The 21,116-nt window shown below is 37.5% G+C and carries 24 protein-coding genes, 1 rRNA gene and 2 other annotated features; all 25 genes read left to right on the top strand.

The window, feature by feature from the left end:
* Positions 1-103: ribosomal RNA gene (gene rrf / locus DET63_RS27985) — 5S ribosomal RNA — on the top strand; the annotation flags it as partial.
* Positions 104-316: 213 nt separating this feature from the next.
* Complete coding sequence (gene ctsR / locus DET63_RS27980; protein WP_113938454.1) at positions 317-778, top strand: transcriptional regulator CtsR; 462 nt, start codon at positions 317-319, stop codon at positions 776-778.
* 169 nt (positions 779-947) lie between these two features.
* Positions 948-1,496 (top strand): protein-arginine kinase activator protein McsA, encoded by a 549-nt coding sequence (gene mcsA, locus DET63_RS27975; RefSeq protein ID WP_113938453.1) that lies wholly within the window; start codon positions 948-950, stop codon positions 1,494-1,496.
* 4 nt (positions 1,497-1,500) lie between these two features.
* Entirely contained in the window at positions 1,501-2,565 is a 1,065-nt protein-coding gene (gene mcsB / locus DET63_RS27970) for a protein-arginine kinase McsB (protein WP_113938452.1), read from the top strand.
* A gap of 22 nt (positions 2,566-2,587) precedes the next feature.
* Positions 2,588-5,023, top strand: coding sequence for an ATP-dependent protease ATP-binding subunit ClpC (gene clpC, locus DET63_RS27965; protein ID WP_002063405.1), 2,436 nt, complete (start codon positions 2,588-2,590; stop codon positions 5,021-5,023).
* Between the two features lie 94 nt (positions 5,024-5,117).
* Entirely contained in the window at positions 5,118-6,494 is a 1,377-nt protein-coding gene (gene radA, locus DET63_RS27960) for a DNA repair protein RadA (protein WP_002009817.1), read from the top strand.
* A gap of 3 nt (positions 6,495-6,497) precedes the next feature.
* Entirely contained in the window at positions 6,498-7,571 is a 1,074-nt protein-coding gene (gene disA, locus DET63_RS27955) for a DNA integrity scanning diadenylate cyclase DisA (RefSeq protein ID WP_000392162.1), read from the top strand.
* A 160-nt stretch (positions 7,572-7,731) separates the two neighbouring features.
* The gene (locus DET63_RS27950; protein ID WP_002063406.1) at positions 7,732-8,835 is read left to right on the top strand and encodes a PIN/TRAM domain-containing protein; all 1,104 of its coding nucleotides are present in this window, start codon (positions 7,732-7,734) and stop codon (positions 8,833-8,835) included.
* A 16-nt stretch (positions 8,836-8,851) separates the two neighbouring features.
* The gene (ispD, locus tag DET63_RS27945) at positions 8,852-9,532 is read left to right on the top strand and encodes a 2-C-methyl-D-erythritol 4-phosphate cytidylyltransferase (RefSeq protein ID WP_113938451.1); all 681 of its coding nucleotides are present in this window, start codon (positions 8,852-8,854) and stop codon (positions 9,530-9,532) included.
* A gap of 113 nt (positions 9,533-9,645) precedes the next feature.
* Entirely contained in the window at positions 9,646-10,122 is a 477-nt protein-coding gene (ispF, locus tag DET63_RS27940; RefSeq protein WP_113938450.1) for a 2-C-methyl-D-erythritol 2,4-cyclodiphosphate synthase, read from the top strand.
* 89 nt (positions 10,123-10,211) lie between these two features.
* Positions 10,212-11,669, top strand: a complete 1,458-nt coding sequence (gene gltX / locus DET63_RS27935; protein ID WP_002091496.1) for a glutamate--tRNA ligase — start codon at positions 10,212-10,214, stop codon at positions 11,667-11,669.
* 47 nt (positions 11,670-11,716) lie between these two features.
* Positions 11,717-11,962, top strand: a binding site (T-box leader).
* Between the two features lie 137 nt (positions 11,963-12,099).
* Positions 12,100-12,765: a serine O-acetyltransferase gene (gene cysE / locus DET63_RS27930; protein WP_002091498.1), complete on the top strand. Its 666-nt coding sequence runs from the start codon at positions 12,100-12,102 to the stop codon at positions 12,763-12,765.
* A complete protein-coding gene (gene cysS / locus DET63_RS27925) occupies positions 12,746-14,143 on the top strand; it encodes a cysteine--tRNA ligase (RefSeq protein ID WP_002191705.1) in 1,398 nt (465 codons plus the stop codon). Before cysE ends, cysS begins: the two co-directional genes overlap by 20 nt.
* A gap of 2 nt (positions 14,144-14,145) precedes the next feature.
* Entirely contained in the window at positions 14,146-14,553 is a 408-nt protein-coding gene (locus DET63_RS27920) for a Mini-ribonuclease 3 (RefSeq protein WP_002204579.1), read from the top strand.
* On the top strand, positions 14,550-15,293 hold the full coding sequence (rlmB, locus tag DET63_RS27915) for a 23S rRNA (guanosine(2251)-2'-O)-methyltransferase RlmB (RefSeq protein WP_002091503.1): 744 nt from the start codon (positions 14,550-14,552) through the stop codon (positions 15,291-15,293). Before DET63_RS27920 ends, rlmB begins: the two co-directional genes overlap by 4 nt.
* Positions 15,294-15,296: 3 nt before the next feature.
* The gene (locus tag DET63_RS27910; RefSeq protein ID WP_002009801.1) at positions 15,297-15,809 is read left to right on the top strand and encodes an NYN domain-containing protein; all 513 of its coding nucleotides are present in this window, start codon (positions 15,297-15,299) and stop codon (positions 15,807-15,809) included.
* Between the two features lie 67 nt (positions 15,810-15,876).
* Positions 15,877-16,536, top strand: a complete 660-nt coding sequence (locus DET63_RS27905) for an RNA polymerase factor sigma-70 (protein ID WP_002009799.1) — start codon at positions 15,877-15,879, stop codon at positions 16,534-16,536.
* Positions 16,537-16,664: 128 nt separating this feature from the next.
* Positions 16,665-16,811: a 50S ribosomal protein L33 gene (gene rpmG / locus DET63_RS27900; RefSeq protein WP_012260172.1), complete on the top strand. Its 147-nt coding sequence runs from the start codon at positions 16,665-16,667 to the stop codon at positions 16,809-16,811.
* A gap of 32 nt (positions 16,812-16,843) precedes the next feature.
* Positions 16,844-17,023: a preprotein translocase subunit SecE gene (secE, locus tag DET63_RS27895; protein WP_002009797.1), complete on the top strand. Its 180-nt coding sequence runs from the start codon at positions 16,844-16,846 to the stop codon at positions 17,021-17,023.
* Between the two features lie 131 nt (positions 17,024-17,154).
* On the top strand, positions 17,155-17,688 hold the full coding sequence (nusG, locus tag DET63_RS27890) for a transcription termination/antitermination protein NusG (RefSeq protein ID WP_002009795.1): 534 nt from the start codon (positions 17,155-17,157) through the stop codon (positions 17,686-17,688).
* A gap of 168 nt (positions 17,689-17,856) precedes the next feature.
* Positions 17,857-18,282 (top strand): 50S ribosomal protein L11, encoded by a 426-nt coding sequence (gene rplK, locus DET63_RS27885; RefSeq protein WP_001085872.1) that lies wholly within the window; start codon positions 17,857-17,859, stop codon positions 18,280-18,282.
* Between the two features lie 180 nt (positions 18,283-18,462).
* Complete coding sequence (rplA, locus tag DET63_RS27880; protein ID WP_002009792.1) at positions 18,463-19,155, top strand: 50S ribosomal protein L1; 693 nt, start codon at positions 18,463-18,465, stop codon at positions 19,153-19,155.
* A 49-nt stretch (positions 19,156-19,204) separates the two neighbouring features.
* Positions 19,205-19,350: a sequence feature (ribosomal protein L10 leader region), on the top strand.
* 39 nt (positions 19,351-19,389) lie between these two features.
* Positions 19,390-19,890: a 50S ribosomal protein L10 gene (rplJ, locus tag DET63_RS27875; RefSeq protein WP_002009790.1), complete on the top strand. Its 501-nt coding sequence runs from the start codon at positions 19,390-19,392 to the stop codon at positions 19,888-19,890.
* Between the two features lie 67 nt (positions 19,891-19,957).
* Positions 19,958-20,317 carry a 50S ribosomal protein L7/L12 gene (rplL, locus tag DET63_RS27870; RefSeq protein ID WP_002009788.1) on the top strand — a complete coding sequence of 120 codons (360 nt, stop codon included), beginning with the start codon at positions 19,958-19,960 and terminating at the stop codon, positions 20,315-20,317.
* A gap of 76 nt (positions 20,318-20,393) precedes the next feature.
* On the top strand, positions 20,394-20,993 hold the full coding sequence (locus DET63_RS27865; RefSeq protein ID WP_002124684.1) for a class I SAM-dependent methyltransferase: 600 nt from the start codon (positions 20,394-20,396) through the stop codon (positions 20,991-20,993).
* Positions 20,994-21,116: the final 123 nt, after the last annotated feature.

The raw sequence follows: 21,116 nt of genomic DNA, 5'->3' as shown, positions 1-21,116 counted from the left end.
GCAGAGAGGTCACACCCGTTCCCATACCGAACACGGAAGTTAAGCTCTCTAGCGCCGATGGTAGTTGGGACCTTGTCCCTGTGAGAGTAGGACGTCGCCAAGCAAGCTAAAAACACGAGTCATTTGACTCGTGTTTTTTCGTGTTTTCTTTTATAATTCATAGTAATTTAAAAAATCTTTATTTAAAGAATCGTCCTTTTGATTAAAGATTGTGAAATGTGGCTAGGATAGTGAATAAGCAAAAGAGTTGCAAATTTTTTTAATACGTATATAATTATAGTCAAAGATAGTCAAAGTCAATAAAGGTGGCGGATAAATGAGAAATATATCTGATATCATTGAGAAATATCTAAAGCAAGTTATTGACTTAAGCAATAATAATGCGATTGAAATCAAGAGGAATGAGGTCGCTGATCGATTCGATTGTGTGCCATCTCAAATCAACTATGTAATCAATACCCGTTTTACGTTAGAAAGAGGATTTGTAGTAGAAAGTAAACGAGGTGGAGGAGGTTACATTCGCATTATAAAAGTCAAACTGCATGATGATATAGACATTATTGATCAAATGCTTCATATGATTGATCATAGCGTTGCACAAGGAAATGCTGAAAGTATGATTATACGTTTAATAGAAGAGGGGATTATAACAAATCGTGAAGCTAAACTTATGTTAAGCGTACTAGATCGTTCTGTATTATTAATGGATGTTCCTTTTCGAGATGAACTTAGGGCTCGAATATTATGCGCAATGTTAAGAACACTGAAATATAAATAAATATAACTTTTGTTAAGAATGATAACTAAGATAATGCAGTTTAATATTGTAGGAATTTTGAAAGATGACATGTGCTTTTACTAAATGGATTAAGGAAAGAGAACAATCTAGTAATGTATGAAAAGTATCATGAGATAGATCGTTCCTGTTGTAAAGGTGGGGGATAGCGATGACTTGTCAAAACTGTAATATAAGACCAGCAACTTTACATTATACAAAAGTAATCAACGGAAAAAAGGCGGAAGTTCATCTTTGCGAGCAATGTGCAGAACAAAGTGGCTATACGTCTTTCTTTCAATCACCGCAGTCTAATTTTTCATTCCATGACCTATTAGCCGGATTATTGCATAGTGAACCAGCAATGTTTGAAGAAGGGCAAGATGCATTTTCAAATACAAATATATCAAGATGTCCGAATTGTAAGATGACATATGAACAATTTACAAAAGTGGGACGCTTTGGATGTGCTTCTTGTTACGATACATTTAAGGAGCATTTAAAACCATTGTTAAAACGTCTTCACGGTGGGCATACGGATCATTGTGGAAAAATTCCTGAGCGTATAGAAGGAAATATCTACTTAAAGAAAGAATTAGATGAACTAAAACTCAATCTGAAACAATATGTACAGAAAGAGGAATTTGAGAAAGCGGCTGAAGTACGAGATAAAATTCGAGGTCTTGTAAATCAGCTTAGTGAGCATAGAGAGGGGGAATAGTTCTATGTCACTGGACAGAATCATGAATGAAGCGATTAGTCCATGGATGAAGGGAGATGGCCCTGATTCTGATATTGTTTTAAGTAGTCGAATTCGTTTGGCTCGTAATTTTAAAAAATATCAATTCTCTACTATGCAAAACGAGGAAGAAGCTAAACAGATTCACGAGTTATTTAAGAAGAAGTTTATAAATAAACCTGTAGAACCTTTTGGGGAGTTTGAACTATTAAAAATGAATGAATTAAATCCTCTTCAAAGGAGAGTTTTAGTTGAGAAGCATTTAATTAGTCCAAATCTTGCAGGAACAGAATACGGAGCATGCCTACTATCAGAAAGTGAACATATAAGTATCATGCTTAATGAAGAGGATCATGTTAGGATTCAGTGCCTATTTTCAGGTTTACAGTTATCAGAGGCGCTTCAAAGTGCCAATCAAATAGATAATTGGATCGAGGAACAGGTTGAATATGCTTTTGATGAATCGCTTGGATATATTACGAGTTGCCCCACTAACGTCGGTACAGGATTAAGGGCTTCGGTAATGATTCATTTGCCGGGACTGGTTTTAACGAAAAGAATTAACCGTATTATACAAGTAATTCAAAAATTAGGGTTAGTAGTAAGAGGAATATACGGTGAAGGTAGCGAAGCGTTAGGTAATATATTTCAAGTGTCAAATCAAATGACACTAGGGAAATCAGAAGAAGATATTATTGCAGATTTAAAGAGTGTCATTCAACAAATCATCCATCAAGAAAAAATGGCTAGAGAATTAATTGTACAAAATTCAAGTATCGAGCTTGAAGATAAAGTATATCGTTCTTACGGAATACTAGCTAACAGTCGTTTAATTCAATCTGCAGAAGCAGCCACTTGTTTATCAGATGTACGGCTTGGTATTGACTTAGGATATATACAAGGTATATCGAGAAATATTTTAACTGAGTTAATGGTTCTTACTCAGCCAGGCATTTTGCAACAATATGCAGGAGGACCTTTAGGACCAGAAGAAAGAGATTATCGAAGAGCAACCTTAATCCGTGAGCGATTACGAATTAAACAAAATTAAGCGCAAGTAGGAGGCGATTTCTATGATGTTTGGAAGATTTACAGAACGAGCACAGAAAGTATTAGCTTTATCTCAAGAGGAAGCAATTCGCATTGGGCATAATAATATTGGAACAGAACATATTTTACTTGGGCTTGTACGCGAAGGTGAAGGAATTGCAGCAAAAGCGTTAATTGCTCTTGGATTAAGTCCAGAGAAAGTTCAAAAAGAGGTAGAAGCATTAATTGGACGTGGAACGGAAGCTTCTCAAACAGTACATTACACACCTCGTGCTAAAAAAGTTATTGAGTTGTCTATGGATGAAGCTCGTAAGCTAGGCCATTCCTACGTTGGAACAGAACATATTTTACTTGGTTTAATCCGTGAAGGTGAAGGTGTAGCAGCACGCGTTTTAAATAATTTAGGTGTAAGCCTAAATAAAGCAAGACAACAAGTGTTACAACTTCTTGGAAGTAATGAAGCTAGTTCAGGTCACCAGGGTGGTTCATCAACAAATGCGAATACACCTACACTTGACAGTCTAGCACGTGATTTAACAGTTGTTGCACGTGAAAATCGTTTAGATCCTGTTATTGGACGTAGTAAAGAAATTCAACGTGTAATTGAAGTGTTAAGCCGTAGAACAAAAAACAATCCAGTATTAATTGGAGAACCTGGTGTAGGTAAGACAGCAATTGCGGAAGGATTAGCACAGCAAATTGTAAATAATGAAGTTCCTGAAACTTTAAGAGATAAGCGTGTTATGACATTAGATATGGGTACAGTTGTTGCTGGAACAAAATATCGTGGTGAGTTTGAGGATCGTTTAAAGAAAGTGATGGATGAGATTCGCCAAGCTGGTAACATCATCCTATTTATTGATGAGCTTCATACGTTAATTGGTGCAGGAGGGGCGGAAGGTGCAATTGATGCATCGAATATTTTAAAACCATCTTTAGCACGTGGTGAATTACAATGTATTGGTGCAACAACTTTAGACGAATATCGTAAATATATTGAAAAGGATGCGGCATTAGAAAGACGTTTCCAACCAATTCATGTTGATGAACCAAACTTAGAAGAATCAGTTCAAATTTTAAAAGGTTTACGTGACCGTTATGAGGCGCATCACCGCGTATCTATTACAGATGATGCAATCGATGCGGCTGTAAAACTTTCAGATCGTTACATTACAGACCGTTTTTTACCTGATAAAGCAATCGATTTAATTGACGAGGCTGCATCAAAAGTGCGCTTACGTTCGTATACAACACCGCCAAACTTAAAAGAGCTTGAAGTGAAGCTTGAGGAAATTAGAAAAGAAAAAGATGCAGCTGTACAAAGCCAAGAATTTGAAAAGGCTGCTTCCTTACGTGATATGGAACAACGTTTACGTGAAAAGTTAGAAGATACAAAGCGTCAGTGGAAAGAGAAACAAGGACAAGAAAACTCAGAAGTAACAGTAGAAGATATTGCAAATGTCGTTTCCACATGGACACGTATTCCAGTTTCTAAACTTGCACAAACAGAGACAGATAAATTATTAAACTTGGAATCAATTTTACATGATCGTTTAATTGGGCAGGATGAAGCAGTTGTAGCTGTGGCAAAAGCTGTTCGTCGTGCGAGAGCGGGATTAAAAGATCCGAAACGTCCAATTGGCTCATTTATTTTCCTAGGACCTACTGGTGTAGGTAAAACAGAACTAGCAAGGGCATTAGCGGAATCTATGTTCGGTGATGAGGATGCAATGATCCGCATCGATATGTCTGAGTACATGGAAAAGCATTCTACTTCTCGTTTAGTTGGATCTCCTCCAGGATATGTTGGATATGAAGAAGGTGGACAATTAACAGAGAAAGTTCGTCGTAAGCCATATTCAGTTGTCTTATTAGATGAAGTAGAGAAAGCTCATCCTGATGTGTTTAATATTTTACTACAAGTATTAGAAGATGGCCGTTTAACAGATTCTAAAGGACGTACAGTTGATTTCCGTAATACAATTGTTATTATGACATCTAATGTTGGTGCAGACGCATTAAAACGTAATAAACATCTTGGATTTAACGTACAAGATGAGAGCCGCGATTATTCAGATATGAAAGGTAAAGTAATGGATGAATTGAAAAAAGCATTTCGTCCAGAATTCTTAAACCGTATTGATGAAATTATCGTGTTCCATATGCTTGAGAAAAAACATATTCAAGAAATTGTAACTCTTATGGTGAATCAGTTAGTGAATCGCTTAAAAGAACAAGAGATTGAATTGCATTTAACAGAAGGAGCAATTTCAGCAATTGCTGATAAAGGATTTGATCGAGAGTACGGTGCTCGTCCGCTTCGTAGAGCAATTCAAAAACATGTAGAAGATAGACTATCAGAAGAACTGTTAAAAGGTGCTATTGAGAAAGGACAAAAAGTTATCTTTGATATAGAAGGAGAATCATTTGTCATTCATAGTGCGGAAAAGGTAAAATAAGTATAGACAAACAAAGAGGGCTACGCGATAGCCCTCTTTCTTGTACGAGAAGGATAAACGTTTGTAGATGAAAGTGAAGTGAACTATAAAAGATATGGCTAAAAAGAAAACAAAATTTACATGTCAAGAATGTGGTTATCAGTCGCCAAAATATATGGGGAAATGTCCTGGATGTGGTCAATGGAATACGCTTGTTGAAGAGATGGAACCAGTTGTATCATCAAGACGCCTTAATTATGCCAATGCAATTCAATCAGAAGTAACAAAACCAAGACGCTTAACAGAGGTAGAAACAAAGTCTGAGGCGCGTATTGAAACAAAATTTCAAGAGTTTAACCGTGTACTTGGTGGCGGGATTGTAGATGGATCTTTAGTACTTATTGGTGGAGACCCTGGGATTGGGAAATCAACATTGTTATTACAAATTTCATCGCAATTAGCAGATTCTTCATATGATGTACTATACATATCAGGTGAGGAGTCAGCAAAGCAGATCAAACTTCGTGCAGATCGTTTGCATGTAAAGGGTAGTAATCTATTTGTTGTAGCAGAGACTGATTTACAGAGAATTGCAGCGCACATTGAAGAGATGAATCCAGCTTTTGTTGTTATTGACTCCATTCAGACGATACATTTACCTGAAGTGACGTCAGCCCCAGGGAGTGTAACGCAAGTACGTGAATGTACAGCGGAATTAATGAAACTTGCAAAGACGAAAGGGATTCCTATTTTTATCGTCGGACATGTGACAAAAGAAGGGGCAATTGCAGGACCACGTATGCTAGAACATATGGTTGATGCAGTTCTTTACTTTGAAGGAGATCGTCACCATACATATCGTATTTTGCGAGCTGTGAAGAACCGTTTTGGTTCCACAAATGAAATGGGTATCTTTGAAATGAAGGAACTAGGTCTTGCAGAAGTACTAAATCCTTCTGAAATTTTCCTTGAGGAACGTCCAGTTGGAGTTGCAGGATCCACAGTGGTTGCTTCAATGGAAGGAACAAGACCGGTTTTAGTAGAAATACAAGCATTAATCTCCCCTACTAGTTTTGGAAATCCTCGAAGAATGGCGACGGGAATTGATCATAACCGCGTTTCACTTATTATGGCAGTGCTAGAAAAAAGAACAGGTTTATTGTTGCAAAATCAAGACGCATATTTAAAAGTTGCGGGTGGCTTGAAATTAGATGAACCAGCAATCGATTTAGCTGTCGCCTTAAGTATTGCTTCAAGTTTCAGAGATAAAGCTACTGCACCAGCCGATGCGGTAATAGGAGAAGTAGGCCTAACTGGAGAAATAAGAAGAGTATCAAGAATTGAACAACGTGTACAAGAAGCAGCGAAATTAGGATTTCAACGTGCTATTATTCCTAGAAAAAATTTGGGAGGATGGACAATTCCAGATGGGATTGAGGTAGTAGGTGTTTCTAATTTAGGAGAAGCGCTTCGTTTGACATTAGGAGGCTAGGCTATGGAGGAAAACAAGCAACGTGTCAAAAGTATGATTAATATTCTACAGCTTGTTGCCCCAGGAACACCACTACGCGAGGGGATAGATAACGTACTTCGTGCGCAAACTGGAGGGCTAATTGTTCTTGGGTATAATGAGCAGATTAAAAGTATTGTTGATGGAGGATTTCACATTAATTGTGCATTCTCACCGGCTAGTTTATATGAATTAGCAAAAATGGATGGGGCACTTATTTTAAATGAAACTGGGAGCAAAATTTTAATTGCAAATGCACAATTAGTTCCAGATCCATCCATTGATTCTATTGAAACAGGTATGCGTCACCGAACGGCAGAGCGTGTAGCAAAGCAGACGGCTAGCCTTGTTGTGGCTATTTCACAAAGACGTAACGTAATTACACTATATCAAGGGAACTTACGTTATACACTAAAAGATATAGGTGTAATTTTAACAAAGGCAAACCAAGCTATTCAAACGTTAGAAAAATATAAAGCTGTATGGAATGATGGGATTACGAATTTGGGCATTCTAGAATTTGAAGAGGTCGTTACAATGTCCGAGGTAGTTCACGTTTTACATAGTGTTGAAATGGTACTGCGTATTAAAAATGAAATAGTGAGCTACATTCATGAGTTAGGAACGGAAGGAAGGTTAATTCGTTTACAACTTACAGAATTACTAGCCGACTTAGAAGCAGAGGCAGCGTTATTAATTAAGGATTATTATCAAGAAAAAACGCAGGATCACCATCAAATTTTGAAAAAGTTACAAGATCTTGCAAATACACAGCTTTTAGAGGATAGCGATTTAGTTAAATTGCTCGGCTATCCAGGGCAAATGAGCTTAGAAGAAAGCGTGACACCGAGGGGATACCGAATCGCAAGCAAAATTTCTCGTGTTCCACCACTTATCATTGAAAATTTAATTAATCGATTTAAAACATTGCAAGGTGTTTGTCGTGCAACTATTAATGAATTGGATGATGTGGAAGGAATTGGGGAAGTTAGGGCGAAGAAAATACGAGAGGGCCTAAAAAGAATTCAAGAGCATCTCTATATGAGTAGACACAATTAAGAATATTACATTGATTCCATAATATAACGACACTAGAACATTTTTGTTATATGATATGGTATATTGGTAAATAAAACTATTTACAAAAAAACACGTCCGCTTTTGCATTCGGCGTTTTGATTAGCAAAACAATGGTTAATAATGAGTAGGAGGTGGTTGGATGTTAAAAAGAATCGTACAGCTCTTCTTTTTAGTAATCGGGGGAGCGTTAGGGATTTTTCTAATCCCAAAAGTTATTAATGTATTGGACGTCGGTGCTGTTCCTTTGCTTGAGGGATCGTACGTTCGTGCAATTATTGGTGCAATTATTTTATTTTTAACAACATTTTGGCTTGTGGATTATATTGTTCAACTTATTAAACATATCGAAGAAGCCCTTGTAAAGGCACCGGTAGCGGATGTTTTATTTGGTACATTAGGGTTGATCTCTGGTCTTATTGTTGCATATTTAATTTTGATACCAATTCGTGAATTCACGATTCCAGTCATTAGTACAGTATTACAAGTGTTCTTTACTCTTTTACTTGGTTATTTAGGATTCCAAGTAGGATTTAAAAAGAGAAATGAATTGCTAGGATTATTTACATTACCCCAGCGTGGAGGTAAGAAGAAAAACAATAGCGAGAACGAAGAGGTAGAGGTAGAAAAATCTACAACTCATTGGAAAATTCTCGATACAAGTGTAATTATTGATGGACGTATTGCGGATATTTGCCAAACGAAGTTTTTAGAAGGAACAATTGTGATTCCACAATTCGTATTAGAAGAGCTTCAGCATATTGCCGATTCTTCTGATGCTTTAAAGCGTAATCGTGGTCGCAGAGGATTAGACATTTTAAATCGTATTCAAAAAGAGCTACCAATTCCGGTGGAAATTTATGAAGGCGATTTTGAGGATATCCAAGAGGTGGATAGCAAGCTTGTAAAGTTAGCTAAAATCACTGGTGGAACTGTTGTAACAAATGATTTCAACTTAAACAAAGTTTCTGAACTACAAGGAGTAACAGTGTTAAACATTAACGATTTAGCAAATGCAATTAAACCAGTCGTACTCCCTGGTGAAGAATTAAGTGTTTATGTTGTGAAAGATGGTAAAGAACAAAATCAAGGTGTTGCATACTTAGATGATGGCACGATGATTGTAGTAGAAGATGGTAGAGAATATGTCGGTTCGCAACTTAATGTACTAGTTACAAGTGTGTTGCAAACATCGGCTGGTCGTATGATTTTCGCAAAACGTAAATTATTAGAAAAAGCATTATAAGTAGAGGATTATTAATATGTATACGTTAATTATTCCGGCAGCTGGTCAAGGGAAACGGATGGGTGCTGGCAAAAATAAGTTGTTCTTACTTATAAATGGAGTACCTATCATTGTGCATACATTACGTGCTTTTGAAAAAGATAAAGCATGTAAACGTATTATCATGGCGATTAACGAAGAGGAACGCCCTTATTTTGAGGAGTTAATGCAGAAGTACCCGGTTGAAAAGCAGGTGCAATTTATTCAAGGCGGGGCCGAAAGACAAGATAGTGTGTATAATGCGCTTCAGTATGTGAGTGGTGTTGAATATGTTCTCGTACACGATGGTGCGCGCCCGTTCGTAACGAATAAGATGATGCAAGATGTATTAACTGCAGCAGAGAAATATGGTGCTTCCATTTGTGCGGTGCCAGTGAAGGATACCATTAAGAAAGTAGAACAGGGTGTTGTTGTTGAAACGGTAGAACGTTCTCAGCTTAAAGCGGTTCAAACACCACAAGGATTTTCTGTTCCTCTTTTATTAGAAGCTCATAGAAGTGCAAAGCAAAATTGTTTTCTTGGTACAGATGATGCAAGTCTCGTAGAACGTGTAGGGAAGAAAGTAGGCGTAGTAGAGGGGAGTTACTATAATATTAAAGTGACGACTCCAGAGGATTTACTAATTGCTGAAAGTTTCCTTCATGTTCAGAAGAAATAGAAGTGATGGTATTATAGTAAAGAAAAGCTCGGCAGTTGCCGGGCTTTTCTTTATAGAGATAGCAATATAATATAGAATTCATAAAGTAGTTTAGATTGAGGAGGATGTAAAGAATGTTTCGAATTGGACAAGGTTTTGATGTACATGAATTTGCGGAAGGTAGACCGTTAATTATCGGTGGAATTACAATTCCTCATGAAAAAGGATTAATCGGTCACTCGGATGCGGATGTATTGTTACATACGATTGCTGACGCATGTCTAGGAGCAATTGCAGCAGGAGATATTGGAAAACATTTTCCTGATACAGATCCTGCCTTTAAAGATGCGGATTCAGCCGTATTGTTACAAAAGGTTTGGAAATTTGTGCGTGAACAAGGTTATGAGCTAGGGAACCTAGATTGTACAATTATTGCCCAAAAGCCAAAAATGGCACCGCATATTGAAAGTATGCGTAAACGCATTAGTGAACTATTAGAAACGTCTATTGATAATATTAATGTAAAGGCAACAACAACAGAAAAATTAGGATTTACAGGTAGAGAAGAAGGGATTGCTTCTCAAGCGGTTGTTTTATTACAGAAAAAATAGTGGTTTTTAATTCGTAAGATGGATAATCACGTTTTTTTGGTGTACAATTATAGAATGTGTTGACATTAAGATTGGAAGGTGTACCAACTATGGAAAAGCAAGTGAGAGTGCGCTATGCGCCAAGTCCAACAGGACACTTACATATCGGAAATGCGCGTACGGCATTATTTAATTATTTATTTGCTCGTCATCAAGATGGTAAGTTTATTATTCGTATTGAAGATACTGATGTGAAACGTAATGTTGCTGGTGGAGAAGAAAGCCAATTAAAATACTTGAAATGGCTCGGTATGGACTGGGATGAAGGTGTTGATGTTGGTGGTGAATTTGGACCATATCGTCAAACAGAGCGTTTAGATATTTATAAAAAATTATATAAAGATTTATTAGAGCGTGATTTAGCTTACAAATGTTATATGACAGAGGAAGAGCTAGAAGCAGAGCGTGAAGGTCAAATCGCTCGTGGTGAAACACCGCGTTATGCAGGAAACCACCGTGACTTAACTGAGGAGCAAATTAAAGGATTTGAGGCTGAAGGCCGTATTCCAAGTATTCGCTTCCGTGTGCCGGCTGATAGCGACTACACGTTTAAAGATCTCGTAAAAGATGAAGTTGCATTCCATTCAAATGATTTTGGTGATTTCGTTATCGTGAAAAAAGATGGAATTCCAACTTATAACTTTGCGGTAGCGGTAGATGATCACTTAATGGAGATTACACACGTACTTCGTGGTGATGATCATATTTCAAACACGCCAAAACAAATGATGATTTATGAAGCTTTCGGTTGGGATATCCCGAAGTTCGGTCATATGACTTTAATTGTAAACGAAAGCCGTAAAAAGCTAAGTAAGCGTGACGAATCTATTATTCAATTTATTGAGCAATATAAAGAGCTTGGATATCTTCCAGAAGCAATCTTTAACTTTATTGCATTACTAGGTTGGTCACCAGTAGGTGAAGAAGAAGTCTTCTCTCAAGATGAGTTTATCAAAATGTTTGATGCAGCTCGTTTATCAAAATCACCTGCATTATTTGATTCCCAAAAACTAAAATGGATGAACAACCAATATATGAAAAAACAAGATTTAGATACGGTTGTTGAACTAAGCTTACCGCATTTAGTGAAAGCGGGTCGCGTAGGTGAAAACTTAAGCGAACAAGAACAAGCGTGGGTTCGTGATGTAATTGCTTTATATCATGACCAAATGAGCTTTGGAGCTGAAATTGTAGAGCTTTCTGAAATGTTCTTTAAAGATCATGTTGATCATGAAGAAGAGGGACAAGAAGTATTGAAAGGTGAACAAGTACCTGAAGTACTTCGTGCATTTGCCGATCAATTAGAAGCTTTAGAAGCAATGGAGCCAGCGGCAGTTAAGGCGGCTATTAAAGCAGTTCAAAAAGAAACAGGACATAAAGGTAAAAACCTATTTATGCCAATCCGTGTTGCTACTACTGGACAAACACATGGTCCAGAGCTTCCTAACGCTATTGCTCTTCTTGGAAAAGAAAAAGTTTTAAATCGTATTCAAAAAGTAATTGGTTAACATTTTCTAGGTTTAGCAATATAATAAGTATATCTAAAATCTAATAAGGAAAAGCGACGAGAAGGAGAAGTAGAAAATCAGGCTTTTTACAGAGAGAACCACCCTTAGGCTGGAAGTGGTTTATAAGCGGATTTTTGAAATGCCCCTTCGAGTCTTCTGTTGAACAGCGAAGTATTTCGCGGAACGTCTTAGGGCGCAAAGTAAACAGAAGCGGTGTAAACCGTTATCATGGATGAGTTTGAGGCTTCTTTAGCCTAAACAGAGTGGAACCGCGCTTAAAAGGCGTCTCTGTCTATATGACAGAGGCGTCTTTTTTTTATACCATGTAAATGGTGTGAGTATAAGTTTTATCCCCTTGTATAAAGATTTAGGGGGAAGTGGGGAGTTAGTTCACTCGAAAAAAGCAGCCCATAAAGGGGAGGGAACATCGATGTTTAAGAGGCTTCGGGAAGATATTGAAGTCGTTTTTGAACAGGATCCAGCGGCAAGAAGTTATTTCGAAGTCATTTTAACTTACTCTGGATTACATGCAGTTTGGGCCCATCGAATTGCACATGCTTTTTATAAAAGGAATTTTTTCTTTATGGCACGTTGGATTTCGCAAGTTAGTCGTTTTTTTACTGGCATTGAGATTCATCCAGGAGCAACTATTGGTCGTCGTTTTTTCATTGATCATGGAATGGGGGTTGTAATTGGAGAAACGTGTGAAATTGGCGAAAACGTAACAATTTATCAAGGTGTCACATTAGGTGGTACAGGTAAAGAAAAAGGAAAGAGGCACCCTACAATTCAGGATAATGTATTAATTGCAACAGGTGCTAAAGTACTAGGTTCTATTACTATTGGAGAGAATTCTAAAATTGGAGCAGGATCTGTCGTGTTAAAGGAAGTTCCTGCGCATTCTACAGTTGTAGGTATACCTGGCCGAGTCGTTATTCAAAATGGAGTAAAGATTGGTCAAGAATTAAATCATTCTGATCTTCCGGATCCGATTTTTGATAAATTAAAGGTTATGGAAGTAGAACTTGATAAATTGAGAAAGCAACTCGAAGTAAAGGTAGGAAGGAAGGATAAAAATGACTATTCACATTTATAATACGTTAACGCGTCAAAAAGAAGAGTTTATGCCATTAGAAGAAAATAAGGTAAAGATGTATGTGTGCGGACCTACAGTGTATAACTACATTCACATTGGGAATGCAAGACCACCTATGGTGTTTGATACAGTACGCCGTTACTTAGAATATAAAGGATATGATGTGCAGTATGTATCTAACTTTACTGACGTGGATGATAAATTAATTAAGGCGGCAAATGAATTAGGTGAAGATGTGCCAACAATTGCAGATCGTTTTGTTGAAGCTTACTTTGAAGATGTAACGGCACTAGGTTGCAAACATGCAACGGTTCATCCACGTGTAACGGAAAATATGGATATCATTATTGAATTTATTCAAGAACTTGTGAATAAAGGGTATGCATATGAATCAGAAGGTGATGTGTACTTTAAAACGAAAGAATTCGAAGGTTACGGTAAATTATCACATCAACCGATTGCAGACTTACGTCACGGTGCACGTATTGAAGTAGGAGAAAAGAAACAAGACCCTCTTGACTTTGCTTTATGGAAAGCTGCGAAAGAAGGAGAAATCTTCTGGGAAAGCCCTTGGGGGAAAGGACGCCCAGGGTGGCATATTGAATGCTCAGCAATGGCGCGTAAATATTTAGGGGATACAATTGATATTCATGCTGGTGGTCAAGATTTGGCATTTCCTCATCATGAAAATGAAATTGCGCAGTCTGAGGCGTTGACAGGAAAAACATTTGCACGTTATTGGATGCATAACGGATATATTAATATTAATAACGAGAAGATGTCTAAGTCGCTTGGAAACTTCATTTTAGTTCACGATATCATTAAACAATATGATCCACAGTTAATCAGGTTCTTTATGCTATCGGTACATTACCGTCACCCAATTAACTTTAGCGAGGATTTATTGCAAAGTACTAATAATGGACTAGAAAGAATTAAAACAGCTTACGGTAACTTAAAGCATCGTATGGAAAGTAGTACGGATTTAACGGACCATAATGAAAAATGGTTAGCTGAAATGGAAAAGTTCCAGGTTGCATTCGAAGAAGCGATGGATGATGATTTCAATACGGCTAATGCGATTACTGAATTATATAACGTAGCAAATTACGCAAATCAATATTTGTTAGAAGAACATACTTCTAAAGTTGTAATTGAAGCGTATGTAAAACAACTTGAAACATTATTTAGTATTTTAGGATTAGAATTAGCGCAAGAAGAGTTGCTTGATGAAGAAATTGAAGCACTAATCCAAAAGCGTATTGAAGCTCGTCAAAATCGTGACTTCGCACTATCTGATCAAATTCGCGATGATTTAAAGGGACGTAATATTATTTTAGAAGATACCGCTCAAGGTACAAGATGGAAAAGAGGATAAGAATGATTGATGCAAAGCAATTGAACAGCTTAGCTTTAGCATATATGGGTGATGCGGTATATGAGCAATATATCCGCTATCACCTCCTTCAAAAGGGGAAAGTTCGCCCTAATCAATTACATCGCTTAGGGACGGGCTTTGTTTCGGCAAAAGCACAGGCGAAAGTTGTTTATCATTTATTAGAAACGGCATTTTTGACAGAAGAGGAAGAGGCGGTATTAAGAAGAGGGCGTAATGCGAATTCGGGTACTGTTCCAAAAAATACAGATGTACAAACATATCGACACAGTACAGCCTTTGAAGCGCTAATCGGTTATCATCACTTGTTGAATAATCGTGAAAGATTGGACGAGATTGTATATAAGGCGATTGACGTTTTGGAAGAAAAGGAAGGGAGCACATCATCATGAGTAGTGAATATATTATCGGACGTAACCCTGTAATTGAAGCTTTAAGAGCGGGGCGAGATATTAATAAAATTTTGGTAGCGGAAGGTGCTGCCAAAGGACAAGTGCAAATTGTACTAGCATTAGCAAAAGAGAATAAGGTTATTTTGCAACACGCACCAAAGAAGAAATTAGATCAATTGGTTGAGGGTAATCATCAAGGTGTAATTGCTCAAGTAGCTGCATATCAATATGCTGAGTTAGAGGATTTGTTTAAATTAGCAGAAAAACGCAATGAAGATCCGTTCTTCTTAATTTTAGATGAAATTGAAGACCCGCATAACTTAGGCTCTATTATGCGTACTGCGGATGCAACAGGGGCTCATGGGGTTATTATTCCAAAAAGAAGAGCGGTGGGGCTTACAGCGTCAGTTGCGAAAGCGTCGACTGGGGCAATTGAATATATTCCTGTTGCACGTGTAACAAATTTATCGCGTACAATTGATGAATTAAAAGAACGTGGACTTTGGATTGCTGGTACAGATGCCAAAGGGAAAACAGATTACCGTAATTTAGATGGTAATATGCCAATCGGACTAGTAATTGGTAGTGAAGGAAAAGGTATGAGTCGTATTATCGGTGAAAAGTGTGATTTCCTAATTACTTTACCGATGGTCGGTAAAGTTACATCCTTAAATGCTTCAGTAGCCGCAAGTTTGTTAATGTATGAGGTATATCGTAAACGTCACGAAATTGGTAAATAAAAAATGAACGATATTTTAATCGTTGACGGTTACAACATTATCGGGGCTTGGGGAGACTTGAAGAAACTGCGGGATGTAGATTTACAGTCATCAAGAGACGCACTTATTGATAAGATGGCGGATTATCAAGGCTATACAGGCACAAAGGTAATGATTGTCTTTGATGCCTATACAGTCTATGGTATTGAAAAAAAGATGAAACAATCACGGGTGGAAGTAATATTCACGAGAAAAAATCAAACTGCAGATGAAAAGATAGAACAACTTGCAATTGAGCTTAGAAATATAAATACACAAATATACGTTGCAACTTCGGATTATACGGAGCAATGGATTATATTTGCGCAAGGTGCACTTCGAAAATCTGCGCGTGAATTAGAGTTAGAAGTGCAAGCGATGGAACAACAAGTAAGAAGGTGTACAAAAGACACGAAAGAAAAGCAACCCGCCATGCGAAAGATATTTAGTGAGGATATTACAGAAAAATTAGAAAAATTAAGAAGAGGAGAGCGTTGAAGCATTGACGCTCTTTATCTTTTTACTGTATAATATTGCTAAATATATAGCGGTCGGAGGGATCAAGGTGGAAGCAGGCTTCGTAAGTGTAGGCGACGTTACATTTCGTGATTTAGAGGATGAGGCAATCGTTGAGTTAGTTCGAAAAGGTAATACTGACGCTCTAGAATATTTAATTCACAAATATAAGAACTTTGTTCGCGCGAAATCAAGATCTTATTTCTTGGTGGGTGCCGATCGAGAAGATATTGTTCAAGAAGGCATGATTGGATTGTTTAAAGCCATTCGTGATTATAAAGGGGACAAGCTGTCTTCGTTCAAAGCATTTGCTGAACTGTGTATCACTCGACAAATTATTACCGCTATTAAAACAGCAACAAGGCAAAAACATATTCCGTTAAATTCGTATGTGTCTTTAGACAAGCCAATTTACGATGAGGAATCTGATCGAACATTATTAGATGTTATTTCGGAATCGAAAGTAACTGATCCAGAAGAGATGATTATAAGTCAGGAAGAATATACAGACATAGAATCAAAAATATCTGAATTATTAAGCGATTTAGAAAGAAAAGTGCTCTCTTTATACTTAGATGGTCGTTCCTATCAAGAAATTTCAGAACAGTTAAACAGGCACGTGAAATCTATTGATAACGCATTGCAGCGTGTAAAAAGGAAATTAGAAAGATATATGGAGATGAGAGAGAGTACAACTTTAAATTCATAGCAAGTGCCGCAGGTGTAAAATAATTCACCTGTTTTCTTTTTGTTAAGAGAGTGAAAGTCATGACATTGACATTATCTTTTGTTGTATGATACATTTTTAGGGACAATGTTACAAGGTTGGTGTAACTAATGAGGAAAAAAGTTGTACTCTCATGTGAAGAGTGTAAAAATCGAAACTACTCTACGATGAAAGATACGAGCTCAGTAGAGCGACTTGAGATAAAGAAGTTTTGTAAAACATGCAATAAGCATACAGTTCACAAAGAAACAAAATAAATAATTGAAATAATACACTGGAGGTCCCGTAGATGCGTTTAACGAACTTTTTCGGCGATGTAGGTCGCGAAATGAAAAAAGTAAGTTGGCCTAAAAAAGATGAATTACTCCGCTCAACAACGACTGTTATTGCGACAGTTGTGTTCTTTGCGATTTTCTTCGCAGTGGTTGATATGGGCATTTCTTCTTTAATTCGGTTAATTCTTGGTTAATTCTTGAATAAGAAGCACTTATCCATGATATAATGTTATTTATAAGAACTGTGTAAAAGCCCGGTGAACGGGTTTTTTCATTTGCGCAAAAAAATGTACGTCAGGGAGGGAAGGACGCTCGTCCTAAATGAATGGAAAAAAGTTGGTATGTTGTCCATACTTATTCTGGATATGAAAATAAAGTAAAAGCAAACCTAGAGAAACGTGTAGAATCAATGGGTATGCAAGATAAAATTTTCCGTGTTGTTGTCCCGGAAGAAGTAGAAGTAGAAATGAAAAATGGTAAAGAAAAAATAACGAAAAGAAAAGTGTTCCCAGGTTACGTATTAGTAGAACTAATCATGACTGACGATTCTTGGTATGTTGTTCGTAACACGCCAGGTGTAACAGGTTTTGTCGGTTCTTCTGGTTCAGGATCTAAACCATCGCCTCTATTAGAAGAGGAAGTTGTTACCATCATGAAGCATATGGGAATGGACAATGAAGTGGTTGATTTCGAATTTGAACTTCATGAAACAGTGCGTGTAAATGAGGGACCATTCGCGGATTATACAGGTGCGATTGAAGAAATTGATGTGGAAAAGAAAAAAGTTAGCGTGCTTGTAGACATGTTCGGTCGCGAGACTCCGGTTGAACTTGATTTCCATCAAATCGAAAAATTATAAAATGAAACTTGAAATGAATTGTAAAAAGTGATAATATCTTTTAAGTCAGTACGTCTTCGGTAACGGAGACGTTTTTTGAAAAAGATTTTATCATTATGATAAAATATGAAGTGGGAGGGCAAATCACTGCCCAATTGACCACATCACGGACTTAAGGAGGTGTGTCTCGTGGCTAAAAAGGTAATTAAAATGGTAAAACTTCAGATTCCTGCAGGTAAAGCTAATCCAGCTCCGCCGGTTGGTCCAGCATTAGGACAAGCAGGTGTTAACATCATGGGCTTCTGTAAAGAGTTTAACGCTCGTACAGCTGATCAAGCTGGTCTTATCATCCCTGTTGAAATTACGGTATTTGAGGACCGTTCATTCACTTTCATTACTAAAACTCCTCCTGCTGCTGTTCTTCTTAAGAAAGTAGCTGGTATTGAGTCTGGTTCTGGTGAACCAAACCGTAATAAAGTGGCAACTGTTAAGCGTGATAAAGTACGCGAAATCGCTGAAACTAAAATGCCTGACCTAAACGCTGCTAGCGTAGAAGCTGCAATGCGTATGGTTGAAGGTACTGCGCGCAGTATGGGCATCGTTATCGAAGACTAATTCGATTTGTTTTTTGTAAAAAAGGTTGCGGGTCTGGAATTCCAATTCGCAACCTTTATTATCGTAAATGATCATCATTTTTAAATAAATGGATGGGCGCACATCCTCGGGGGTTCCCGGAATGAAGGCGTAAACGTGGGAGGTTATTCCGCTAAAACCACATTCAAGGAGGAAACAAACATGGCTAAAAGAGGTAAAAAGTACGTTGAAGCTGCGAAGCTTGTTGATCGTGCATCTGCTTACTCTGCAACAGAAGCAGTAGAATTAGTAAAGAAAACAAACACAGCTAAATTTGATGCAACTGTAGAAGCTGCATTCCGTTTAGGTGTTGACCCTAAGAAAGCTGACCAACAAATTCGTGGTGCAGTTGTTCTTCCACACGGTACTGGTAAAGTACAACGTGTATTAGTATTCGCTAAAGGCGAAAAAGCAAAAGAAGCTGAAGCTGCTGGCGCTGAATTCGTAGGCGATGCTGATTACATCGGTAAAATCCAAAAAGGTTGGTTCGATTTCGATGTAGTAGTAGCAACTCCTGACATGATGGGTGAAGTTGGTAAACTTGGTCGCGTATTAGGACCTAAAGGTTTAATGCCAAACCCTAAAACTGGAACAGTTACTTTCGATGTAACTAAAGCTGTTAACGAAATCAAAGCTGGTAAAGTTGAATACCGCGTTGATAAAGCTGGTAACATCCACGTTCCAATCGGTAAAGTATCTTTCGAAGATGCTAAATTAGTAGAAAACTTCAAAACAATTGCTGACACGCTACAAAAAGCTAAGCCAGCTGCTGCAAAAGGTACTTACATGAAGAACGCAACTGTTGCTTCTACAATGGGACCTGGCGTACGCGTAGATGTTTCTACACTTGCGTAAAAATTGGAAGTTGACTTCATAAAGAAGTTTTAATATAATCATTTATGTTGTGAATTTTAATAGTGTACCGTAGACAGTAGGAGTCGATTCGACTTAATTTCCTACCTAGGTGTTAATATACGAAGCGGAATCTTTTTTCTGTGACTATATGCCTCCATGTCTACAAGTTGGGCATGGAGGTTTTTAGTGCACTTTCGGTACATCTTCTATATAATCTACAGGAGGTGTAATAACATGAGCAAAGTAATCGAAACTAAACAACAAGTTGTAACTGAAATCGCTGAAAAACTTCGCGCGAGTAAATCTACAATTGTTGTTGACTACCGTGGTTTAACAGTTTCTGAAGCAACAGAATTACGTAAAAACTTACGTGAAGCTGGCGTTGAGTTCAAAGTTTACAAAAACTCTTTAACTCGTCGTGCTGCAGAGTCTGCTGAAATGGCTGAGTTAAACGAATTCTTAACAGGACCAAACGCAATCGCGTTCAGTAACGAGGATGTAGTTGCTCCTGCGAAAGTATTAAACGACTTCGCTAAAAATCATGAAGCTTTAGAAATTAAAGCGGGCGTAATCGAAGGTAAACTTGTAACACTTGATGAGGTTAAAGCTATCGCTACTCTTCCATCACGTGAAGGCTTACTTTCTATGCTTCTTAGCGTTCTTCAAGCTCCAATCCGTAACCTTGCACTTGCTACTAAAGCAGTTGCAGATCAAAAGGAAGAGCAAGGCGCTTAATTTTTTAAAAGATAATTACTTGTTATCTATAAAACAATACAAACCTATTTAAGGGAGGATATTTACAATGACTAAAGAACAAATCATTGAAGCAGTTAAATCTATGACTGTATTAGAACTTAACGACTTAGTAAAAGCTATCGAGGAAGAATTCGGCGTAACTGCTGCTGCTCCTGTAGCTGTAGCTGGTGGCGCTGGTGAAGCTGCTGCTGAGCAAACTGAATTTGACGTAGTACTTGCAAGTGCTGGCGCTCAAAAAATCAAAGTTATCAAAGCTGTACGTGAAATCACTGGTCTTGGCTTAAAAGAAGCTAAAGAATTAGTTGACAACACTCCAAAAGCAATCAAAGAAGGCGTTACTAAAGAGGAAGCTGAAGAAATGAAAGCTAAACTTGAAGAAGTTGGCGCTGCTGTAGAAGTTAAGTAATTAACTTTTGGTGCTTTAAAAAAAGCTCGCTCTTATGCGAGCTTTTTTTTTAACTGTAAAGAAAAGAGGTGGCCATATGGCAGACCATTATTTTTCTAACGACCCTTCTAGTAAAAGTGATCGTAAACGATGGGAAGTTACACTTCGTGAATCTCGATTTACTTTTTTATCTGACCATGGGGTGTTCTCGAAAAACGAAGTGGACTTTGGTTCTCGTCTTTTAATTGAAGCGTTTCAAATGCCAGATGTTAAAGGTAATGTGTTAGACGTAGGATGTGGGTACGGTCCAATCGGTTTGTCGTTAGCGAAAGAGTTTCAAAATCGTGAAATTCACATGGTGGATGTGAATGAAAGGGCCTTGGGACTTGCAAAAGAAAATGCCGCTAATAACAGAATTGAAAATATACGTATTTTGCAAAGTAGTGTCTATGAAAATGTAGATGGCAAGTATGCTGTTATTCTATCTAATCCTCCAATTCGTGCTGGTAAAGATATCGTGCATGAGATTTTAGAAAAGGCTGTGGAGTATTTAGTTTCAGGTGGAGAATTGTGGATTGTTATTCAAAAGAAACAAGGTGCGCCATCTGCGATGAAAAAACTAGAAGAAGTATTTTCTGAAGTTGAAGTTGTAGAAAAGAAAAAAGGATATTATATCATAAAATCAAAAAAGCGTTGACGGTTATTTTTGGCTATGTTAACATTATACAATGCCAATATATGATTTTCTGCGTTGAGAAAGATGTATATTTTTGCTTCTCTTGGAAAAGATAGTAAAATCAGCAGATTATGAAACAGAATG

Source organism: Bacillus sp. DB-2, assembly GCF_003315125.1.
In the GTDB taxonomy this organism is placed as follows: domain Bacteria; phylum Bacillota; class Bacilli; order Bacillales; family Bacillaceae_G; genus Bacillus_A; species Bacillus_A mycoides.
The sequence above is the reverse complement of the archived record's forward strand: the minus strand, read 5'-3'. Positions and strand labels throughout refer to the sequence as shown.

What these genes read in the sequence shown, in the direction of transcription:
- cysS (WP_002191705.1), top strand. Translation starts at nt 12,746, where the DNA reads ATGACTATTCACATTTATAATACGTTAACGCGTCAAAAAGAAGAGTTT.
- rpmG (WP_012260172.1), top strand. Translation starts at nt 16,665, where the DNA reads ATGAGGAAAAAAGTTGTACTCTCATGTGAAGAGTGTAAAAATCGAAAC.
- radA (WP_002009817.1), top strand. Translation starts at nt 5,118, where the DNA reads ATGGCTAAAAAGAAAACAAAATTTACATGTCAAGAATGTGGTTATCAG.
- rplL (WP_002009788.1), top strand. Translation starts at nt 19,958, where the DNA reads ATGACTAAAGAACAAATCATTGAAGCAGTTAAATCTATGACTGTATTA.
- DET63_RS27910 (WP_002009801.1), top strand. Translation starts at nt 15,297, where the DNA reads ATGAACGATATTTTAATCGTTGACGGTTACAACATTATCGGGGCTTGG.
- ctsR (WP_113938454.1), top strand. Translation starts at nt 317, where the DNA reads ATGAGAAATATATCTGATATCATTGAGAAATATCTAAAGCAAGTTATT.
- ispD (WP_113938451.1), top strand. Translation starts at nt 8,852, where the DNA reads ATGTATACGTTAATTATTCCGGCAGCTGGTCAAGGGAAACGGATGGGT.
- DET63_RS27865 (WP_002124684.1), top strand. Translation starts at nt 20,394, where the DNA reads ATGGCAGACCATTATTTTTCTAACGACCCTTCTAGTAAAAGTGATCGT.
- DET63_RS27950 (WP_002063406.1), top strand. Translation starts at nt 7,732, where the DNA reads ATGTTAAAAAGAATCGTACAGCTCTTCTTTTTAGTAATCGGGGGAGCG.
- rplJ (WP_002009790.1), top strand. Translation starts at nt 19,390, where the DNA reads ATGAGCAAAGTAATCGAAACTAAACAACAAGTTGTAACTGAAATCGCT.
- ispF (WP_113938450.1), top strand. Translation starts at nt 9,646, where the DNA reads ATGTTTCGAATTGGACAAGGTTTTGATGTACATGAATTTGCGGAAGGT.
- clpC (WP_002063405.1), top strand. Translation starts at nt 2,588, where the DNA reads ATGATGTTTGGAAGATTTACAGAACGAGCACAGAAAGTATTAGCTTTA.
- cysE (WP_002091498.1), top strand. Translation starts at nt 12,100, where the DNA reads ATGTTTAAGAGGCTTCGGGAAGATATTGAAGTCGTTTTTGAACAGGAT.
- DET63_RS27920 (WP_002204579.1), top strand. Translation starts at nt 14,146, where the DNA reads ATGATTGATGCAAAGCAATTGAACAGCTTAGCTTTAGCATATATGGGT.
- rlmB (WP_002091503.1), top strand. Translation starts at nt 14,550, where the DNA reads ATGAGTAGTGAATATATTATCGGACGTAACCCTGTAATTGAAGCTTTA.
- mcsB (WP_113938452.1), top strand. Translation starts at nt 1,501, where the DNA reads ATGTCACTGGACAGAATCATGAATGAAGCGATTAGTCCATGGATGAAG.
- disA (WP_000392162.1), top strand. Translation starts at nt 6,498, where the DNA reads ATGGAGGAAAACAAGCAACGTGTCAAAAGTATGATTAATATTCTACAG.
- secE (WP_002009797.1), top strand. Translation starts at nt 16,844, where the DNA reads ATGCGTTTAACGAACTTTTTCGGCGATGTAGGTCGCGAAATGAAAAAA.
- gltX (WP_002091496.1), top strand. Translation starts at nt 10,212, where the DNA reads ATGGAAAAGCAAGTGAGAGTGCGCTATGCGCCAAGTCCAACAGGACAC.
- mcsA (WP_113938453.1), top strand. Translation starts at nt 948, where the DNA reads ATGACTTGTCAAAACTGTAATATAAGACCAGCAACTTTACATTATACA.
- nusG (WP_002009795.1), top strand. Translation starts at nt 17,155, where the DNA reads ATGGAAAAAAGTTGGTATGTTGTCCATACTTATTCTGGATATGAAAAT.
- rplA (WP_002009792.1), top strand. Translation starts at nt 18,463, where the DNA reads ATGGCTAAAAGAGGTAAAAAGTACGTTGAAGCTGCGAAGCTTGTTGAT.